Below are 18,338 nucleotides of genomic sequence, written 5' to 3'. Positions count from 1 at the left end.
AATCCGGACAACAAACACAGTAAAGGTGCTATTACCAGCAACCAAAAGTGGGGTAAAGGGATTTGATGCCACCAGGCATGTACAGCGGCCAGCAGTTGGAACAGCAGACCAAAGATACCTGCATAGCATAATACTCTGTTCGCCCAGCGTTTAGGGAAACACCACATCGATACCTCCTAATGCTTCAAATTAGCCAGCGAGCGCGCGAACACACTTAATAATAGCCTTTCCTGCTCCGTATAGTAATGATATTGGCGAACCGAATCAAAACCGACAAACCCAAGTAACTTGCTCTCGGCTCTGATTGGTAATGCCAGTAAACTTTTAATACCTTGTGGTTGCAGTAATAACTTTAAAGCATCTCCGTCAGGCAACGATGGCACGTCAGGAATATACATCTCATAACCAGCCTGATGCGTACTGACCCACTGCGGTATTGCAGCCAAAGGGACATTCTTTAAACTTTCAATTTCAGGCATGATGCCAGTTGCACACCATTCATAAGTATTTGTACAAGATTGCGCGGCAAAATCATAATCAAAAATATAGACTCGGTCAGCTTCAACTGCCTCGCCTAATTCTTGCAACGTCTGTTGTAATATCGCCGGCTGCTGCGATGGCGTCACACTAATAAAGCGTTGCAAAAGCGTAAGTAGAATAGAGCTAAGTTTGTCAGCCCCCGATGCGGGGGTACTGTGCTGCGGTAACGCAATATCAGGTAATTGATGCAAAGTAACCAGCTGATAGCCTGGTATGGGTGCGTAACTGTGGACCTGATAGTACAGCCCCGTATTTACCGAAAAATACAAGGCCCGAAGATTAAATTGACTCGCCTGGCTCTGTGTTAGTTGCTGTTCCGTCAATCCCGTAACAATTTGGAACACGGCATTTGCTGCGATACATTGGTCAACGCACTTAGCCGCAGAGAGCGTTTGAAAAAGTGCAGCGGCAAAGGGTGCTTGTCGCCACCATTGAAAACAATCTATCGCTGACATCCTGCTCCTGACAACTCCATCATTTTTCGGGAAGAATAGAACCTGCTTAGAGTCCTAAAAAGGCGAGTTTTTTAACACTGATTCTCAGCTTAACGGATTGAAAGACGGTATTCAATCTGCTCAAACTGATAACAGGCAGCCATTTGGCTGCCTGTTAGGACATTAAACCTGAGCGTCGACTTGTTGCTCCGGCGCGGCCAGTGCAAAAGCGGCCAGCTGCAGGCAATTATGGTTTACCCGACTAATTGTCGGATACGCCGCCAGGTCGAGTTTAAAACGCAGCGCGTTATAAACCTGAGGCACCAGACACAGATCCGCCAAACTGACTTCGTCACCATAACAATACTGACCAGCCGTTTGCTGCAGCTTTTGCTCCAGCGCATTAAAGCCCAATGTCAGCCAATGTTGGATCCAGCGCAGCTTTTGCGCTTCATCCAACGCCAGCTCCCCGGTCAGATACTGCAGCACCCGTAGATTATTTAACGGATGCAGATCGCAAGCAATATCCAGCGCCAGTGCCCGCACTTTAGCACGGGCAAACGGCTCTTGCGGCAACAGGCGCGGCTCGGGATAGGTTTCATCCAGATACTCGATAATCGCCAGTGACTGACTCAGGCTACCTTGCTCATCGACCAGGGTTGGTACCAGCTCAGCCGGATTTAGCGCCTGATAGGCGCTGCTATGCTGCTGACCACCGTCTTTGAGCAGATGCACCGGAATGGTTTCAAAGCTCAGCTGCTTCAGATTCAGGGCGATCCGCACCCGATAAGCGGCAGAAGATCGCCAGTAGCTGTAGAGTTTCATTGCCCCTGATACTCCACCACTTGCTGGTCAATGGCGCCAAAAATACTCTGGCCTTGCTCATCCAGCATTTCCAAGCGGATACTATCGCCAAAGCGCATAAAGTTGGTACTGGGTTTGCCATCCCGAATGGTTTCAATCATCCGGATTTCGGCGATACAGCTATAACCGACGCCACCTTCTTCAATAGAAGTACCATAGGCAGTACCTTGCTTATTCGATACCGTACCCGAACCAATAATAGCACCGGCGCCCAGATTGCGGGTTTTCGCCGCATGCGCTACCAACTCGCCAAAGTGGAAGGTCATATCAAGGCCAGCATTAGGTTTACCAAAAGCAATGCCGTTGTAATGCGACAGCAGTGGTAGATGCAAGCGCCCCCCCTGCCAGTATTTACCCAATTCATCCGGCGTCACGGCCACCGGGCTAAAACTGGATGCCGGCTTGGATTGGAAAAAACCAAAGCCCTTGGCCAGTTCATTTGGGATCAAACCGCGCAGCGATACGTCGTTGACCAGCATCAGTAACCGGATCCGGCTTAATGCCTGCTCGGCACTGATGCCCATAGGGACATCATCCGTCACCACGGCCACTTCACCTTCAAAGTCGATGCCGTGCTGCTCACTGACGGCAGCAATAGGATCGCGCGGGCCGATAAAATCATCCGAGCCGCCCTGATACATCAGCGGATCGGTCCAGAAGGTTTCCGGCATCTCAGCGTTACGCGCCTTGCGCACCAGCTCGACGTGGTTAACATAGGCACTGCCGTCGGCCCACTGATAAGCACGCGGCAGTGGCGACTCACAGTCGGCCTGCACAAAAGGTTGTTCACCGGGCACTGTACCGGCATTTAAAGCCTGATACATTTCAGCCGCCTTCGGCGCCAGGCTGGACCAATGATCCAATAATTGCTGCATGGTCACAGCGATATGCGGAATAGCAATACAGCGGCTCAGATCACGACTTACTACCACGAGCTGCCCATCACGGGTCTGATTTTTTAACGTTGCTAACTTCATCTTAATTCCTTAACTGAGCGCTCAGGCTTTAACTTTCCAGCTATTCACATAGTCCGGATTTTCGGTCGCCAGGGCCGCCTCCCCAACTTCCAATGCATCCCGGGTATCCAGCATCACTGCAACTTCATCGGTAAACTTTTTCCGATACTCCAACCCCGCCTGAAAGGCTTTCGGATGCGGGCCATGGGTAAAACCGGCCGGATGGAAGGTGACCATGCCTTTCTCGATATTATCACGACTGAAGAAATCGCCGGCATGATAGAACAGCACTTCATCGTAATCGTCATTATTATGATAAAACGGCACCTTTAACGCGCCCGGGTCGCTTTCAATTGGCCGGGGGACAAAGGTACAGACCACAAAGCGCTGTGCTACAAAGGTGGTATGCGCTGATGGCGGTAAATGATAGCGGTGACTCATTAAGGGCCGGATATCGCGCCAGTTAATCCGCATCACAGCTAAATCGCCATGCCAGCCAATGGCATCCAGTGGGTTATAGGGGTAAGTAATCACTGACACCTGGCCGTGGCGTTTTACCTCAACCTGCCAGCTATCTTCGCTGTACTGAGCTTTAAAAGCATCATCGATTTTCGGGGTATCCAGCATCGCCGGATCAAAGATCGCATGATTGCCAACCAGGCCTTTTTCCGGCAACTGATAGCTGTCGTTAGTGGCTTCAATCAATACCACATGCAATGGCTCCAGCGGCTCTAAGCGCCACATAGTAGAGCGTGGAATGACCACATAGTCGCCATCGCGCAAGGTCAGATGACCATAGTCGCAAAACAGCTCGGCACTGCCCTCATGGATAAACAATAATTCATCGCCGTCAGCATTACGCACCAGCCGCGTCATCTTATCGCTCAAGCGCCAGGTGCGGAATTTACAATGCGCATTATGCAGCAGCAAAGGGACTGCCCAGGGTGAGTCGGTACTCACTTCCAGGTTGTTAAAATCAAACAAGCGGGGACGCAGTGGCCCCTGCCAGTCACTCCAACCGGTTGGTGCATGGCGGTGATGGAAATGCGTAGCCGGACCGAAAAAGCCGCTACGACCGGTTTCCCGCTCGTAAATCGCCTGCTCGGGAAAATCGGCATGCGCCTGACGTGATACATCACCTTCTTTTAATGGAAAGGACGCCCATTTACGCATTGCTTAGCACTCCGCGCTGGATCTGATCTTCTTCAATCGACTCGAACAGAGCTTTAAAGTTACCCTCGCCAAAGCCTTCGTTGCCTTTACGCTGAATAATCTCGAAAAACACCGGGCCAATGACCGTCTTGGTAAAGATCTGCAACAAAATACCGTCTTTCATCGGTGCGCCGTCAATCAAAATGCGCAGTTCTTTTAACTGCTCCAGATCTTCGGTATGGCCTTCAACCCGCTCATTGACCTTGGCATAGTAGGTATCCGGCGTTGGCATAAAGTCCATGCCGCGCTCACGTAAAGTACGCACCGTCTGATAGATATCGTCGGTGGTCAGGGCGATATGCTGAATGCCCTCGCCTTTGTATTCGCGGATAAATTCTTCAATCTGTGACTTATCATCAGAGGATTCGTTAATTGGAATGCGGATCTTGCCACAAGGTGCGGTCATCGCCTTTGATACCAGGCCGGTCAGCTTGCCTTCAATATCAAAGTAACGGATTTCACGGAAGTTACCGATCTTCTCATAGAAACCGGCCCACAGGTTCATATTGCCGCGCATCACGTTATGCGTTAAGTGGTCCAGCACCTCCAGACCCACGCCATGCTTGGCCATCTCGACCTGCCAGTTATCATAATATTTGAAGTCAATATCATAGACTGAGCTGGCACCATAGCGATCAACAAAGTACAGCAGACTACTACCGATACCATACACGGCCGGAATATTCAGCTCCATCGGGCCAATCTGATTTTTATATTCTTTGGCACCGTTGGCTAGAGCATGTTTTAGCGCCGCAGCCGCATCTTTTACCCGAAATGCCATGGCACAGACTGACGGACCATGCTTACGGGCGAATTCTTCCGCCTGAGAGTTCGGTTCAGCATTAATGATAAAATTGATATCGCCCTGCTTATACAGCCAGGCTTCTTTCGAGCGATGTTTCGCTACTTCAGTAAAACCGAGTGAGCTGAATAAATCTTTCAGCTTCTGAATACCCCCGGCATCGGCTGCGGTATATTCCACAAATTCAAAACCATCGGTACCCAGCGGATTAATCATATCGGTCATGTGTCTACTCCTGTCTTTTATTTATGACGCCAAGCGCTTGAGCGCTATCATGCGGTAGCGCCAGAAAAAAGGAAGAGGCGGCATTATTGTTGCGATATCAGGCGCTGACCTGACAAGTGTAAAATTAGTGATACAGTGGCTAATTTAGCGGCAGCGACATGAATGGAAAGGCCGCCACTGTGCAGCGGCGGCCAAAATAGCGTATAGAAGTCAGCACAAAGCGTAATTAAATTTTTACAGTCTTCCGGCTAATACCATAATCCCGCAGTTTATTCGCCACCGCGGTATGGCTTAAACCGAGCTTTTTCGCCAGCTGCCGTGAGCTGGGGTAAGCCGGAAACAGCTTCCGTAGCAAATTGGCCTCAAACCGTTTTACCGCCTCATCCAGGGTGCCATCAAAATCCTGCTCCAGGTAACCAAAGTCATTGGTATAGCTTGGCAACTGCAGATGTTGCTTTTCCAGCTCGTTACCATCCAGCAGGGTAACGGCCCGATACAGCGCGTTTTCCAGCTGCCGCACATTGCCCGGCCACGGATACTGCTGTAAAAACTGGCTGCAGTTATCGGTCAGTTTCGGGGCTTTGCGGCCGAGTCGTGCCGCGTAACGGGCAATAAAGAACTCCGCCAGCGGCAGTACATCCTGTTTGCGATCACGTAGCGGCGGTATACTTAGCGTCAGCACATTCAGACGGTAGAACAAATCTTCACGGAATTTGCCCTCCTGCACCATCGCCGGTAAATCTTTCTGGGTAGTACAGATCACCCGCACATCGACCCGCACTTCTTTTTCTTCTGCTACCCGGCGGAAACTGCCATCCTGCAAAAAGCGCAGTAATTTGGTTTGCAGTTGCGGTGACATCTCACCGACTTCATCGAGAAACACCGTGCCGCCATTGGCTTGTTCAAAGATCCCTTTCTTACCCTCAGCCGTGCCGGGGAAGGCATTAGGTCCATAACCAAACAGCTCTGACTCGGCCACATTATCCGGCATCGAGGCACAGGGTACCGTTAAAAAGGGTTTGCCGTTGCGGCCACCGGCGGCATGACAGGCCCGCGCCAACAATTCTTTACCGGTGCCGGTTTCGCCAACGATTAAAATAGGTGCATCAAGCTGCGCCATGCGCCGGGCTTCCCGTACTACCTTGCGCATGGTATTACTGCTGGCCTGTATACTGTTAAAGCTCTCGGCATCGCCTTTTTTAAAGGCAATCATATGCTGACCGAGCCGGCTTTCCGATTTCAGGTTAATTACCGCCCCGGCTAAAATGTCCTGGCCGGTTTCATCCGGCACCAATACCGGCAAAATATCGGCGATAAAACGTTTACTATGAATTTCCAAACGCCGGGTTTGCGCCAGTACATCCTCGCCCTCCAGCCAACGCTGAAAATTAAAGCCTTTCACCATACCTTGCAATGACTGACCAATGATAGCGTCGTAGCTCACCGACAAGGCTTCTAATGCCGCCTCATTGATCACGGTAACATTGGCTTTCAGGTCAATGGCAATCAAACCATCGGGCAAGGTGCGCAGCAGCGTCATCACTTCGTTATGTTCACGCTCAGATGGCATAAAGGCGGTGGTTTTCACATCCTCCACGCCCTGAATGCGGCGCATTCTGGCCATCAATTCCTGGAACTGCTCAAAATTCACGGTTGGAAAAGACACATAAATCTTATTTAACGACGGATCAACTTCGATACCGCGCAGATCCAACTGATAGCTAACCAGCACATTGAGGACATCTTGCGCCAGCCCTAATCGATTTTGACACTGTATTTCTAAACGCATAGCCGCCTTACACCTCTGGCCTGACCGATGCTGCATCATACGGTAAATTAAAGCAGACAGACCAGTTTTTTTGTAAAGAATTATGAACAAAAAAGGACGCACCGGGCGTCCTGTTACAATAAGACAGTAGGCTTATGCTGACAGCAGCGCATCCGTCTTGGCAGCACAAATAAAATCATTCTTGTGCAGGCCTTTGATCGAGTGTGACCACCAGGTTACGGTCAGCTTGCCCCACTCCAGCAGCAGCGCCGGATGATGGCCTTCCGCTTCTGCCATTTCGGCCACTTTATTGTGAAAGGCCCAGGCTTGTTTGAAGTTTTTAAATTTGTACTCGCGTTCCAGCTGTAAGATACCGTCACGGACCACAGGCGTCCAATCCGGGATCTGGCGCATTAATTCTGGCAATTCGGCCTCTGATACTTTTGGCGCATCAGCACGGCAGGCTTCACATTTCATTGCAGTTAATTCGGTCATGCTTGGTTTCCTAGCTTGCTTGCTTTTCTTTAGGTGGGAATTTCGGGGCATGTAAACCCAGAGCGCGCGCCTGTTCAACCAGCGCCATCAGATCCAGATGGGCGATATCAAACAGATCATCGATGCGGTTAATCATAAAATAAATCGGCTGCATAATATCGATTCGGTACGGTGTACGCAGTACATCCAAGGCATCAAACGGCTTACGCTCTGGCAGCTCGGATTGCAGCGCATAACGGGTTTCACCCGGCGATGACAGAATACCGCCACCGTAAATGCGAAGCCCGTCCGGCGTTTGCAGCAAACCGAACTCAATGGTAAACCAGTACAGTCTGGCCAGATACACCCGATCCTGCTTATTCGCCGCTAAACCCAGCTGACCATAAATATGGGTAAACTCTGCAAAGGCCGGGTTGGTTAACATCGCGCAGTGGCCAAAAATTTCATGGAATATATCCGGCTCTTGCAGATAGTCGAATTCTTCGCGGCTCCGGATAAAGGTCGCTACCGGAAATTGCTTATTGGCCAGCAACTCAAAAAAGCGATCAAAGCTAATCAATGCCGGCACCTCAGCGCATTCCCAGCCAGTGGTTGCACGCAATACCTTACTGACTTCCTCCAATTGCGGAATGCGATCAGTGGGTAAATTCAGGCGTTGCAGCCCCGCCATATATTCATCACAGGCTTTACCTTCGATCACACCCAGCTGCCGGGTGATCAACTCGTGCCAAATCTGATTTTCTTCGTCACTCCAATGGATAATGCCGTTGGCATCCGATTGGCGCGACACATATTTACTGGTCTTAGTCATACACTACCTGTTGTCTTGATCGTTAACAGCACAGGGCTGCTGGCTCAGTATTTTGATTTTTATAAAAGGGAGCCGATGCAGCGGATACTAGACGATAGTGACGACGGTGTTAATCTTTGGTCCCGGAAAAAGCCACGGCTAAAGTGTAACAAAAGCATTACACCCTAATCGCTTTTCACGGTGATGACGGGGGCAATGCAGCCCCGCAGGACTAAGCGTGCTGACTTGCTGTTAACCAATGATTGACGGCAGTCAATAATTCATCCGGGTGAAACTTGGCAATAAATTGATCGGCGCCGACTTTTTTCACCATCGCCTCGTTGAACACACCGCTTAACGAAGAGTGCAAAATAATATGGATCGGGCGCAGTGCCGGCTCAGCTTTAATTTCTGCCGCCAGGGTATAACCATCCATCCGTGGCATTTCTATGTCTGAAATCAACAGCGGTACGCGCCGGATGACGTCATCGCCCCACTCTTTGGCTTTGTTACGTAACCAATCAAGTGCTTCCTGACCATCCTTAACCAACTCGGATTTAACCTGAATACTGTCCAGCGCTCTTTTGATCTGATTACGCGCTACAGCGGAGTCGTCCGCTACCAGTACCAGGATTTTATCCAAGGCTAAACCCTGCGATTTGGCCTTGGTATCATCACTAACCTCTTCATCAACGGGCATAATTTCAGCATAAACTTTTTCAACATCAATAATTTGCACCAGTTTATTTTCTATCTCAGTAACCGCAGTCAGATAATGTGATTTACCAGCACCTTGTGGTGGCGGTTTAATTTGCTCCCAGGTCATGTTCACGATCTTATCGACACTGGATACCAGAAACCCCTGCACACTGCGGTTGTACTCGGTAACAATCACAAAGGCATTTTCGGTTTTACCTATGCCCTTGCCGGTGGTCGCTTCGGCTAAGTCCAGCACCATCACCGGTTCACCCCGCAAATGCGCAATACCTTTAACACAGGGATGCGAGCCAGGCATTTCAGTCAACTGTGGGCACTGAATGACCTCTCGTACTTTAAAGACATTAATTCCGAAAGGCTGCGGGCCATTGAGCCGGAACAGTAACAACTCGAAACGATTCTGCCCGGCCAGATTGGTACGCTGATTTACCGCATTCAGCAAATTGCTCATCGATATTTCCCTGCAATAACTTGACACTCATGTTAGTTATAGCAGCTTTCCGGTTCCTGTTTTGGATTTAACGCAAGCTTTGGCTTAACTTTTGTGCTTTGTTGCGTTAACGGCGCCAGTGCCTGCTCCAAATCGGCCAAAATATCGTCAACATGCTCCAGACCGACAGAGATCCGGATCAAGCCATCACTGATCCCGGCGGCGGCCCGCTCTTCTGCAGTATAGGGACTATGGGTCATCGAGGCCGGATGCTGAATTAACGACTCGGCATCGCCCAGACTGACTGCCAGACTAAGCAAACGGCAACGGTTAATCATCTCCCGGCTTTGCTCCAGACTAGCGTTGAGCTCAAACGCCAGCACGCCACCTGCGGCCTGCATCTGCGTACCAAGGAAGCGATAGCCCGGATGACCAGGCAGGCCCGGATAATGCACCACAGCTACCGCCGGGTGCGCCGCCAGATATTCGGCGACCTTTTGCGCATTACTGCAATGCCGCTCTAACCGTACCGATAACGTTTTTAAACCACGGATAATCAGCCAGGCATCGTGTGGGCTGATAGTGGCGCCCATATCTTTTAGCGTGGTCAATTTGATGGTGCGGATTTTTTCTTCATCCGAGACAATAATGCCGGCCACTACATCACCATGGCCATTCAGATATTTAGTCGCGCTATGGATAATAATATCAGCGCCAAATTTCGCCGGCTGCTGTAACAGTGGCGTCAGGAAGGTATTATCAATCACCGACAGGATATTATGTTGCCGGCACAGACCACATAAGAAAGCCAGATCCAATACCACCAAATGCGGGTTAATCGGCGTTTCGGCAAACAGCATTTTGGTATTAGGCTTAATGGCCGCCACCACCGCCGCATGGTCGGTCATATCAACAAAACTGACTTCAATACCATAGCGGGCAAACTGATGACTAAACAGCGCAAAACTGCAGCCATAAATGGCTTTACTGGCAATCAGGTGATCACCCTGCTGTAAAAACGCCAGTGTCGCGGCTGCCACGGCGCCCATACCGGTCGCCGTCGCTGCAGCATCTGCCATGCCTTCCAGTGCTGCCACCTTAAGCTCCAGCTCACGGGTAGTCGGGTTACCTAAGCGGGTATAAATATAACCGTCCTGCTCACCGGCGAAACGGGCTGCGCCCTGCTCGGCATTGTCAAACACGAAGGTCGAGGTTTGGTAAATCGGTGTACTGAGCGCGCCATACGGCTGTTTGGTTTTGCCGGCATGGATACACAGGGTTTCAGCATGTTTATTATTATTTTTCATAAGGGTGTTCTGCTAATGACTGCAACTTTATTCAGCATTAACAGAAAACGCTAAAATGGGAAGCAAGCCAGACGGCTTGCTGTCTGAAGTAATAAAAACTCTGACCAGTGCCCGCTGTCAGCTTTTGTTGGCAGACGGCGCTATCAGCTTTTGTTGGCAGTCGGCTCAGCCGGGCTAAAACGTCCAACCAGGGCTTTTGCCAGCTGTGCGGGCTGAATTTTCTGACTTTGCGCTAAGGGTAAAGGCCGTAATTGCATCATGGCGATATTGCCCAGCCGCGCCACCAATAAACCGGCAACCACGCCTTGCCCGGCCCGGGCAGAGAGTTTTGCCGTTAATTCACTGCTTAACACATCCGCCGCCATGTCGAGCGCCAATTCTGAGCTGCCGGCCCAAAGTAAGGTTGCTATCGCCTGCTTGATTAATACCAGACTACGCAACTGGCCAACAGGTGCGCCGTAGAGCCTGGCCAGCTGGCGTAACATCCGGCTGCTGCGCCACAGCACCAGTAACATATCCGCCAGCGCGAACGGGCTGATCGCGACAGCCAGACTGCTGTCGGTGGCACCGCGCCAGATCAGCTGTTGCGCCTGCCGATCCAAGGGTTGCAGCAGTTGCTGCTCAAATAAGGTCAGGATCTCGGTATCGCTGTGTTCAGGCTTGATCGCAGCACGCCAGTCAGCTATTGCAGTTTGCGTCAGCGCATCCGGCGGCAAAGCGCGCAAAATGGCATCGCAAAGCGGTAAGGCCTCGCCAAATTGTACATTCGCCGCAATACGTTGCGCCTGTTGCTGCCACTGCTGATTACGTTGCAGCTGCCGCCACAAGCGCCACTCGCGGTAACATAGCACCAACAGGATGGTCAGCACAGCGCCACTAAACAGGCTAACCAGAGTACCGGCCAGCAGGCTTTGCTGCCATTGCTGTGTCAGCCAGGCTGTCCACTGCCAAAGCCCCAGTGAGATTAACGCCAGCAAGGCGCACATTGCCGCCAACCATAACACACTGAACCGGCTGGAGGCGGAAGGCTCTGGCGGCGCCACGTCATCCAGCGGTAACAGCGGCTGGGGTTCTAACTGCTGACGGGCTTTCGGGAGCTCCATTGCTGCTATCTGCTCCTGACTAAAATGCTGGGCCGACTTTAAGGGTTTCATCGTAGTTTGTCTCCGAGCAAAAACTCCAGCACATGATCCATCCGGACATGGGGTAAAGGTAAGGCGGCGGCCTGCGTTGTCGGCAATAAGGCTGGAAATTGAAACTGATGTTGCTGATACAAACCGGCCGGCGGGATCTGCGCCGGCACTTCGCCCGGATACAGGGTCACCGGCTCGCCAGTTGCCAGATCACGGCCGCTGATACAAGGCTGGCGTTGCCCCTGCTGCAACACAAAGCCAGCCTGACTGGCGCGCACAGCTGCAATCGCCATCGCTTCAGTGGCCGCACTGGCATAGACGCTTTGTTTGATCGGTTGCTGCAACAACTGCTGCAGCAATAACGTCAGGGCCTTATGCTGGTCCGGCGTCACATGATCCGCCTTACTGGCGGCAAACAGTACCTTGCTGATCTGCGGCTGAAATAACCGGCTTAGCAAGCTGGCCGGGCCATAGCGAAAGCTTTGCATTATCAAGCCGAGTGCCTGCTGTAACTCCTGTACCGCACTGTAACCGGCGTTTAATGCAGCCAGACAGTCCACCAGCACCACCTGACGGTCGAGCCTTGAAAAATGCTGCCGGTAAAAAGGCTTGATCACATAATCACAGTAGCTTTGATAATGCTCGGTCATGCGACGCAATAGCGGCGAATCTGTTTCCAGTTGCTCCGGCAATAACGGAAACAGTTGTAGCATCGGCGCGCCGGCCAGTTCACCGGGGATCAGTAACCGACCGGGTTGCTGCAGATAACAACCGCTCTGCTGACTGTATTGCAGCAGCAGGCTGCGGTAACTCTCTGTCAGCTCTTGCAGTTGTACCTCAGACAGGCTCTGTAAATCACACTGCTGCAAAAGTGCTTTAAACGCCACACTGCTGGCCTGACGGTGTGGCTGTTGAAACAGTTGCCAGCAAAATGTTGACCATTGCCGGTAATCCTGCTGTAGCAGCGGCAAATCGAGCAGCCATTCTCCCGGGTAATCAATAATTTCCAGCTGCAGCTCGCTATGTTGCTGCAACCGTGACCGAATAGCGCCCTGCGGGCGGTAGCGCAAGCTCAGGTTAAGCTGGCTCCAGCCGGTGGTTGACGGTGGCCATTGCGCTGGCTCAGCGCTCAGATAGCGTAAATTCTGCTCATACGGAAAGCGGGGGATCGCCAGCGGCTGGTTTTGTGCCAGCCGGCCACCGAGATAACGCCCCTGTTGTAGCACGCTAAAAAAAGGCAGATGCGCTGTTTGGTCGCCGACGGTCAACTGATGCACCAGTGAACTGATAAAGGCGGTTTTGCCGGCACCGCTCAGCCCGGTAACGCCAAGCCGCAGGTGCCGGTCCAGAGTGCGATGGCCAAGTTGCCGGCCGTGATACTGAATACTTTCCAACCAACTCATGCGCAGTCCGACAGTCAGGGGTTACAGGTTATTAAATTCACGGTTCAGCTGAAAGCGGCTGGATGTGACATGCCGCTCCATATCCCGCAATTTCAGCTCCATGCTGTTAAACTGATGATTCAGGTGTTGCAACGCCTGACGTGGTGACTCACCTCGCTGCCAAACCCGGGTTTTTAACTCCACCGGCTTATTGGCATAATCCTGGCTAGCCTCAGTCGAGCCGGCGGCAAAAGCCGCTTTCGACTTTTTTTCCAGCACCACCCAGGCCGCAATATAGAGCACCAGTACAATGCCACCACCGCCGAGGAAGAACGCCGAGACAGTAATGATCCGCACCAGCCACAATTCCCAGCCGAAGTAATCCGCAATACCGGCGCAGACCCCGGCGATTTTGCCGTTCTCGTCGTCCCGTAACAGTTCACGCTTTTTACTGACCATGCTGATTCCTCCATCTTGGGCTGTCGGCATCTAAAATGGCTTCCAGGGTTTTGATCCGCTCGGCCATTTTCTCAGCTCTGACGGTCAACTCGTTCAACTGGTTCAACTCAGCATCACTCAGGCCCTGTTTAATCTTATTTTTACTGCGGTAGTGCATAATCACCCACAGCGGTGCCACAAAGATCATAAACAGGATCAGTGGCACAAAAATAATCTCATGAATATCCATTCGTTAGTCCTTCAAAAAGGACGCCTGTACTCAGGCGTCTTTGTTCTGCATTTTGGCTTTCAGAGCAGCCAGTTCCTGGTCAATTTTGTCTTGCGCAGCCAGCTCAGCAAATTCGTCTTTTAACGATTTCTTACCTAAATCATAGGCTTCAACCTGAGCTTCCAGCGTATCAATTTTCTGCTCGTAACGCTCAAATTTGTACATCGCATCGTTAATTTTGTTGCTATCCAGTGTTTTCTTCACTTCCAGACGGTTAGCAACGGTCTGACGGCGCATTAACATGCTCTTTTGCCGTGCTTTGGCATCGGCCAGCTTTTCCTGTAACTGGGCGACTTCGTCCTGTAACTTGCTGATATGCTCATCCAGATTAGCAATGTCACGGGCAACTGCATCGGCTTGTTCGCTGGCTTTCTCCCGTTCAATCAGGGCAGAGCGTGCCAGATCGTCACGTTCCTTTGACAATGCCAGTTCGGCCTTCGCCTGCCAGTCTGCGGCTTCTTCCTGCAGCCGGTTGATCAGGCGTTGTAACTCTTTTTTCTCCGCGATGGTTTTCGCTGAAGAAGAGCGGACTTCGACCAGTGTATCTTCCATTTCCTGAATAATCAGGCGGACCATTTTCTCCGGATCTTCCGCTTTATCCAGTAAAGCGTTGATATTGGAGTTCACGATATCGGAGAAGCGTGAAAAAATACCCATAATAATTACCTCTGTTTAATGATGACTGACATCGACACCTTTTGTTATTCAGGTTTCTTGCCAACTTGCAAAATCAGATTAACTAGTTGAAATATAACATTATTTTTTATTTTAAAATTCAACTATCGCTTAGTCACGTTATGAAATACACTATTTATTAGTAATTTTCGCTAACTTATGGCTGCTCATGAATAGGAAGTTCCAACAAGATAACCTGCTAGGCCAGGCCAACAGTTTTTTAAACGTGCTGGATCAGGTGTCACAACTGGCGCCGCTGGATAAGCCGGTGCTGATCATTGGCGAGCGCGGTACCGGTAAAGAGCTGATTGCAGCCCGCCTGCACTTTCTGTCGCAGCGCTGGGATCAACAATATCTTACGCTGAACTGTGCCGCCTTAAACGAAAATTTATTAGAAAGCGAACTGTTCGGGCATGAAGCCGGTGCCTTTACCGGCGCCAGTAAACGCCATGAGGGCCGCTTTGAGCGCGCCAATGGCGGCACCCTGTTTTTGGACGAATTGGCCAATACCCCGGCCATGGTGCAGGAAAAATTGCTGCGGGTTATTGAATATGGTGAATTTGAGCGGGTTGGTGGCAGCCGGCCGGTGCGGGTGGATGTGCGCCTGGTCTGCGCCACCAATGAAGATCTGCCCTCGATGGCAGAACAAGGCGAATTTCGGGCAGATTTACTGGACCGTCTGGCGTTTGATGTGATCACTCTGCCGCCGATGCGCGAGCGCCGGGAGGATATTCTGCTGCTGGCGGAGCACTTTGCCATCAACATGGCACGCGAGCTGGGGCTGGAGTTATTCAGCGGCTTTACTGAAAAAGCTAAGAAAACGCTGCTGGACTACGACTGGCCCGGTAATGTACGGGAGTTGAAAAACGTGGTTGAGCGCGCCGTATACCGCAACAATAATGGCTATGTGCCGGTACATACTATTCAGCTCGACCCCTTTGAATCAGCCTACCGGCCTCAGAAAAGGATCAAAGCACCAGTGAGCCGGGTGCTATCTGAGCCGCTACCGCAGGCAACGCAGCCCCTGGCATCGGCCCTACAGCCCGGCTCGGCGGCAGTACAAGGCGTTGCCGCAGAGTTTGATTTTTCCGGCAACCTGGATTTTAAAACGCTGTCGCAGGACTTTGAGGTGCGCTTAATTAAGCAAGCACTGGCAGCTTGTCAGTATAATCAGAAAAAAACCGCCGATGTGCTGGGACTGACCTATCATCAGCTCAGGGGGTATATGAAAAAATATCAGTTACTGGATAGTCAGCAGTGAAATATCTGTCTTGTTTAAGCCTGCTTTGTGTTGCCCTGCTCGGCGGCTGCAGCCGGGATCAGGGCCCGCTGCGTGAGGGCGGTTTAGTCTATTGCGCAGAGGGCTCACCGGAACATTTTAATCCACAGCGGGTGACCTCTGGCACCACCATTGATATTATCAGCCAGCAACTGTACGACCGGCTGCTGGATATTGACCCGCAAAGTGGCGATCTGCTGCCGGCTCTGGCCAGCAGCTGGCAGCGCTCTGCCGACGGCAGAACCTATGAGTTTCAGCTCAGACCCGATGTGCAGTTTCATCAGACACATTATTTTACCCCCAGCAGACCATTGCAGGCAGCCGATGTGGTCTTTACTTTTAATCGTATTTTACAGCCAGACCATCCTTTCCATGCTGTCGGTGGTGCTGTCTATCCCTATTTTCAGAGTGTTGACTGGACTGCTCTGGTAACCGAAGTGCGGGCAACGGGTCCGCTTACCGTGCAGTTTCAGCTTAGCCGGCCCGACAGCTCTTTCCTGTCCAATCTGGCCACGGATTTTGCCGCTATTCTGTCGGCTGAATATGCCGGGCAGTTACTGGCCAGCGGCCGGCCGGCACAAATTGATAGTCTGCCGGTTGGTACAGGGCCGTTTTTCTTCCGCGAGTACCAAAAGGATGTTCTGGTGCGCTTTTACCGGCATGCCAACTACTGGCGTGGGGAAGCAGCGATGGCACAGCTGGTATTTGATATAGTGCCGAATAACGCCCGACGAATGGCCAAGTTGTTAACCCATGAGTGCGACATTATTGCTTACCCGCGACTGGCCGAGCTGGCGCTAATCACCGAGCGGCCTGATGTCCGGGTGCAGGAAAGCACCAGTATGAATGTCGGTTTCTGGGCCTTTAATACCCGCAAAGCGCCCTTTGACAATGTTAAGGTACGCCAGGCGTTATCGCTGGCGATCAATCAACGGGCGATTTTGCAAGCCGTTTATTTTAATCAGGCCACCGCTGCCCGCTCCGTATTGCCGCCGACTTCCTGGGCCTTTAACCCGCAAATTCCGTTACATGAATATAACCCACAACGGGCGCGCGAGCTGCTGGCCGAGGCCGGTTATGGCAATGGCTTTAATATGAACATCTGGGCGATGCCGGTACAACGTTTGTACAACCCCAATGCGCTGAAAATGGCTGAGTTGCTGCAGGCCGATTTGGCGCAGATCGGGGTTAATGCCAGCATTGTCAGCTACGAGTGGAATGCTTTCCGCCGCCGGCTCAGCCAGGGCGAGCATGATTCCGTACTGATTGGCTGGGCCGCGGACAATGCCGATCCGGATAACTTTTTCCGGCCACTGCTTAGCTGTGCAGCCGCAGACAGCGGCTCTAACCGGGCCCTGTGGTGTGATCCGGTCTTTGACCGCATGATTAATCAGGCGCTGCTGACCAGCGATCAGCAGCAAAGACGTAGTTACTACCTGGCAGCCCAACAATATCTGCATAACGAGCTCCCTCTGGTTGCTATGGCGCATTCGCAGCGGATCCAGGCGCTGAACTCGCAGGTAGAGGGCGTCAGCATTAACCCCTATGGTGGTATTGCCTTATTTCAGGCCAGACGGGTGCAACCATGACGATTTACCTGTTGCGCCGGCTGTTTTTACTTGGCACCGTATTACTAGGTTTAAGTATTTTCGCCTTTAGCCTCGGCTACCTGTTTCCCGGCGATCCATTACAAAACTTCTCCGGTTTACGCTATCTGGATGACAGCACACGCGAACAGCTGACCCTGGCATACCGGCTCGATGGCTCCTATTTACAGCAGTATCTGGCTTTTATTCAGCGCCTCTGGCACGGCGATTGGGGACTCTCTCTCGCCAGCCAGCAACCGCTGTTAACTGAGATCAGGCAGGTATTACCGGCAACGCTGGAGCTAACCAGCTACGCCCTGCTGGTATCCTTTTTTGTCGGCATACCGCTTGGTATTCTGGCGGCAATCAAACCAGATGGTGTGATCGGTAAAGCGATCTCAGCCATAGCCATTACCGGCTATTCGCTGCCAATATTCTGGTGGGGGTTGTTGCTGATTATGGTATTTGCAGTGGGTCTGGGCTGGTTTCCATCCGGTGGCCGCCTTGGCGTGCTCTACGAGATCCCGCCGCAAACCGGTTTTATGCTGGTCGATATTCTGTTGTCCGATGTCAGCTACCGCCAGGCGGCGCTGCAGGATGCCTTGCGGCATTTGCTGTTACCCACACTAGCGCTGGCGACCTTTCCAACCACTGTGATGATCCGCTTTGTGCGCGATGCGATGCTGGATGTCTGGGAGCAAAGCTATATTAAAACCGCAAAAGCCAAGGGGTTAAGCCGCTTGCAGGTGCTGTACCGCCATGGTCTGCGCAATGCCCTGTTACCGGTGATCCGGCAAATCGGCCTGCAGTTTAGCACCCTGATCACGCTTGCCATGCTAACCGAAGTGATCTTCTCCTGGCCTGGTATTGGCCGCTGGCTGATCGACAGCATCTATCAGCGCAATTTCCCGGCGATCCAGGCCGGATTAATGATTATTTCGGTACTGGTGATTACGGTTAATATGCTGACCGAAATCCTGCATACGTTCTTCAACCCGCTGGCCAGGAAGCGTTAA

The 18,338-nt window shown here is 51.7% G+C and carries 18 protein-coding genes; 3 read left to right on the top strand and 15 right to left on the bottom strand.

Annotation, left to right across the window (positions count from 1 at the left end):
* Positions 1 to 176 precede the first annotated feature (176 nt).
* The 15 genes from AJE_RS14530 to pspA all read right to left on the bottom strand — a co-directional run bounded on the left by AJE_RS14530 (position 177) and on the right by pspA (position 14,439).
* Positions 177 to 995, bottom strand: a complete 819-nt coding sequence (locus tag AJE_RS14530; protein ID WP_008951466.1) for a GAF domain-containing protein — start codon at positions 993 to 995, stop codon at positions 177 to 179.
* A 162-nt stretch (positions 996 to 1,157) separates the two neighbouring features.
* Entirely contained in the window at positions 1,158 to 1,799 is a 642-nt protein-coding gene (maiA, locus tag AJE_RS14525) for a maleylacetoacetate isomerase (protein WP_008951465.1), read from the bottom strand.
* Complete coding sequence (locus AJE_RS14520; RefSeq protein ID WP_008951464.1) at positions 1,796 to 2,815, bottom strand: fumarylacetoacetate hydrolase family protein; 1,020 nt, start codon at positions 2,813 to 2,815, stop codon at positions 1,796 to 1,798. The genes maiA and AJE_RS14520 overlap by 4 nt, the downstream gene beginning before the upstream one ends.
* A gap of 21 nt (positions 2,816 to 2,836) precedes the next feature.
* Positions 2,837 to 3,967 (bottom strand): homogentisate 1,2-dioxygenase, encoded by a 1,131-nt coding sequence (locus tag AJE_RS14515; RefSeq protein ID WP_008951463.1) that lies wholly within the window; start codon positions 3,965 to 3,967, stop codon positions 2,837 to 2,839.
* Positions 3,960 to 5,033 carry a 4-hydroxyphenylpyruvate dioxygenase gene (gene hppD, locus AJE_RS14510; RefSeq protein WP_008951462.1) on the bottom strand — a complete coding sequence of 358 codons (1,074 nt, stop codon included), beginning with the start codon at positions 5,031 to 5,033 and terminating at the stop codon, positions 3,960 to 3,962. The genes AJE_RS14515 and hppD overlap by 8 nt, the downstream gene beginning before the upstream one ends.
* A gap of 226 nt (positions 5,034 to 5,259) precedes the next feature.
* Positions 5,260 to 6,822, bottom strand: a complete 1,563-nt coding sequence (gene tyrR, locus AJE_RS14505) for a transcriptional regulator TyrR (RefSeq protein WP_008951461.1) — start codon at positions 6,820 to 6,822, stop codon at positions 5,260 to 5,262.
* Positions 6,823 to 6,954: 132 nt separating this feature from the next.
* Complete coding sequence (locus AJE_RS14500) at positions 6,955 to 7,296, bottom strand: 4a-hydroxytetrahydrobiopterin dehydratase (RefSeq protein WP_008951460.1); 342 nt, start codon at positions 7,294 to 7,296, stop codon at positions 6,955 to 6,957.
* A 10-nt stretch (positions 7,297 to 7,306) separates the two neighbouring features.
* Positions 7,307 to 8,107, bottom strand: a complete 801-nt coding sequence (gene phhA, locus AJE_RS14495) for a phenylalanine 4-monooxygenase (protein WP_008607538.1) — start codon at positions 8,105 to 8,107, stop codon at positions 7,307 to 7,309.
* Positions 8,108 to 8,318: 211 nt separating this feature from the next.
* Complete coding sequence (locus AJE_RS14490) at positions 8,319 to 9,254, bottom strand: chemotaxis protein (RefSeq protein ID WP_008607537.1); 936 nt, start codon at positions 9,252 to 9,254, stop codon at positions 8,319 to 8,321.
* Positions 9,255 to 9,286: 32 nt separating this feature from the next.
* Positions 9,287 to 10,540, bottom strand: coding sequence for a trans-sulfuration enzyme family protein (locus tag AJE_RS14485; protein WP_008607536.1), 1,254 nt, complete (start codon positions 10,538 to 10,540; stop codon positions 9,287 to 9,289).
* Positions 10,541 to 10,683: 143 nt separating this feature from the next.
* Positions 10,684 to 11,694: a YcjF family protein gene (locus AJE_RS14480; protein ID WP_008951459.1), complete on the bottom strand. Its 1,011-nt coding sequence runs from the start codon at positions 11,692 to 11,694 to the stop codon at positions 10,684 to 10,686.
* On the bottom strand, positions 11,691 to 13,076 hold the full coding sequence (locus AJE_RS14475) for a YcjX family GTP-binding protein (protein WP_008951458.1): 1,386 nt from the start codon (positions 13,074 to 13,076) through the stop codon (positions 11,691 to 11,693). The genes AJE_RS14480 and AJE_RS14475 overlap by 4 nt, the downstream gene beginning before the upstream one ends.
* A 21-nt stretch (positions 13,077 to 13,097) precedes the next feature.
* Complete coding sequence (pspC, locus tag AJE_RS14470; protein WP_008607530.1) at positions 13,098 to 13,514, bottom strand: envelope stress response membrane protein PspC; 417 nt, start codon at positions 13,512 to 13,514, stop codon at positions 13,098 to 13,100.
* Positions 13,504 to 13,743 carry an envelope stress response membrane protein PspB gene (gene pspB, locus AJE_RS14465; protein WP_008607529.1) on the bottom strand — a complete coding sequence of 80 codons (240 nt, stop codon included), beginning with the start codon at positions 13,741 to 13,743 and terminating at the stop codon, positions 13,504 to 13,506. The genes pspC and pspB overlap by 11 nt, the downstream gene beginning before the upstream one ends.
* Before the next feature lie 30 nt (positions 13,744 to 13,773).
* Positions 13,774 to 14,439, bottom strand: coding sequence for a phage shock protein PspA (pspA, locus tag AJE_RS14460; RefSeq protein ID WP_008607528.1), 666 nt, complete (start codon positions 14,437 to 14,439; stop codon positions 13,774 to 13,776).
* Positions 14,440 to 14,626: 187 nt separating this feature from the next.
* On the opposite strand from pspA, the gene pspF reads away from it, so the two are divergent.
* The 3 genes from pspF to AJE_RS14445 are packed head-to-tail and all read left to right on the top strand — an operon-like array spanning position 14,627 to position 18,338.
* A complete protein-coding gene (gene pspF / locus AJE_RS14455) occupies positions 14,627 to 15,718 on the top strand; it encodes a phage shock protein operon transcriptional activator (RefSeq protein WP_008607525.1) in 1,092 nt (363 codons plus the stop codon).
* Complete coding sequence (locus AJE_RS14450; RefSeq protein WP_008607524.1) at positions 15,715 to 17,325, top strand: ABC transporter substrate-binding protein; 1,611 nt, start codon at positions 15,715 to 15,717, stop codon at positions 17,323 to 17,325. Before pspF ends, AJE_RS14450 begins: the two co-directional genes overlap by 4 nt.
* Complete coding sequence (locus AJE_RS14445; protein ID WP_008951457.1) at positions 17,322 to 18,338, top strand: ABC transporter permease; 1,017 nt, start codon at positions 17,322 to 17,324, stop codon at positions 18,336 to 18,338. Before AJE_RS14450 ends, AJE_RS14445 begins: the two co-directional genes overlap by 4 nt.

It is taken from the genome of Alishewanella jeotgali KCTC 22429, assembly GCF_000245735.1.
Lineage (GTDB): Bacteria > Pseudomonadota > Gammaproteobacteria > Enterobacterales > Alteromonadaceae > Alishewanella > Alishewanella jeotgali.
The sequence above is the reverse complement of the archived record's forward strand: the minus strand, read 5'-3'. Positions and strand labels throughout refer to the sequence as shown.

Excerpts from the sequence above, each read along its gene's own strand:
- phhA (WP_008607538.1), bottom strand. The coding sequence starts at position 8,107 with ATGACTAAGACCAGTAAATATGTGTCGCGCCAATCGGATGCCAACGGC.
- tyrR (WP_008951461.1), bottom strand. The coding sequence starts at position 6,822 with ATGCGTTTAGAAATACAGTGTCAAAATCGATTAGGGCTGGCGCAAGAT.
- AJE_RS14530 (WP_008951466.1), bottom strand. The coding sequence starts at position 995 with ATGTCAGCGATAGATTGTTTTCAATGGTGGCGACAAGCACCCTTTGCC.
- pspB (WP_008607529.1), bottom strand. The coding sequence starts at position 13,743 with ATGGATATTCATGAGATTATTTTTGTGCCACTGATCCTGTTTATGATC.
- AJE_RS14515 (WP_008951463.1), bottom strand. The coding sequence starts at position 3,967 with ATGCGTAAATGGGCGTCCTTTCCATTAAAAGAAGGTGATGTATCACGT.
- pspA (WP_008607528.1), bottom strand. The coding sequence starts at position 14,439 with ATGGGTATTTTTTCACGCTTCTCCGATATCGTGAACTCCAATATCAAC.
- AJE_RS14520 (WP_008951464.1), bottom strand. The coding sequence starts at position 2,815 with ATGAAGTTAGCAACGTTAAAAAATCAGACCCGTGATGGGCAGCTCGTG.
- AJE_RS14480 (WP_008951459.1), bottom strand. The coding sequence starts at position 11,694 with ATGAAACCCTTAAAGTCGGCCCAGCATTTTAGTCAGGAGCAGATAGCA.
- hppD (WP_008951462.1), bottom strand. The coding sequence starts at position 5,033 with ATGACCGATATGATTAATCCGCTGGGTACCGATGGTTTTGAATTTGTG.
- AJE_RS14445 (WP_008951457.1), top strand. The coding sequence starts at position 17,322 with ATGACGATTTACCTGTTGCGCCGGCTGTTTTTACTTGGCACCGTATTA.
- AJE_RS14490 (WP_008607537.1), bottom strand. The coding sequence starts at position 9,254 with ATGAGCAATTTGCTGAATGCGGTAAATCAGCGTACCAATCTGGCCGGG.
- pspF (WP_008607525.1), top strand. The coding sequence starts at position 14,627 with ATGAATAGGAAGTTCCAACAAGATAACCTGCTAGGCCAGGCCAACAGT.
- maiA (WP_008951465.1), bottom strand. The coding sequence starts at position 1,799 with ATGAAACTCTACAGCTACTGGCGATCTTCTGCCGCTTATCGGGTGCGG.
- AJE_RS14500 (WP_008951460.1), bottom strand. The coding sequence starts at position 7,296 with ATGACCGAATTAACTGCAATGAAATGTGAAGCCTGCCGTGCTGATGCG.
- AJE_RS14485 (WP_008607536.1), bottom strand. The coding sequence starts at position 10,540 with ATGAAAAATAATAATAAACATGCTGAAACCCTGTGTATCCATGCCGGC.
- pspC (WP_008607530.1), bottom strand. The coding sequence starts at position 13,514 with ATGGTCAGTAAAAAGCGTGAACTGTTACGGGACGACGAGAACGGCAAA.
- AJE_RS14475 (WP_008951458.1), bottom strand. The coding sequence starts at position 13,076 with ATGAGTTGGTTGGAAAGTATTCAGTATCACGGCCGGCAACTTGGCCAT.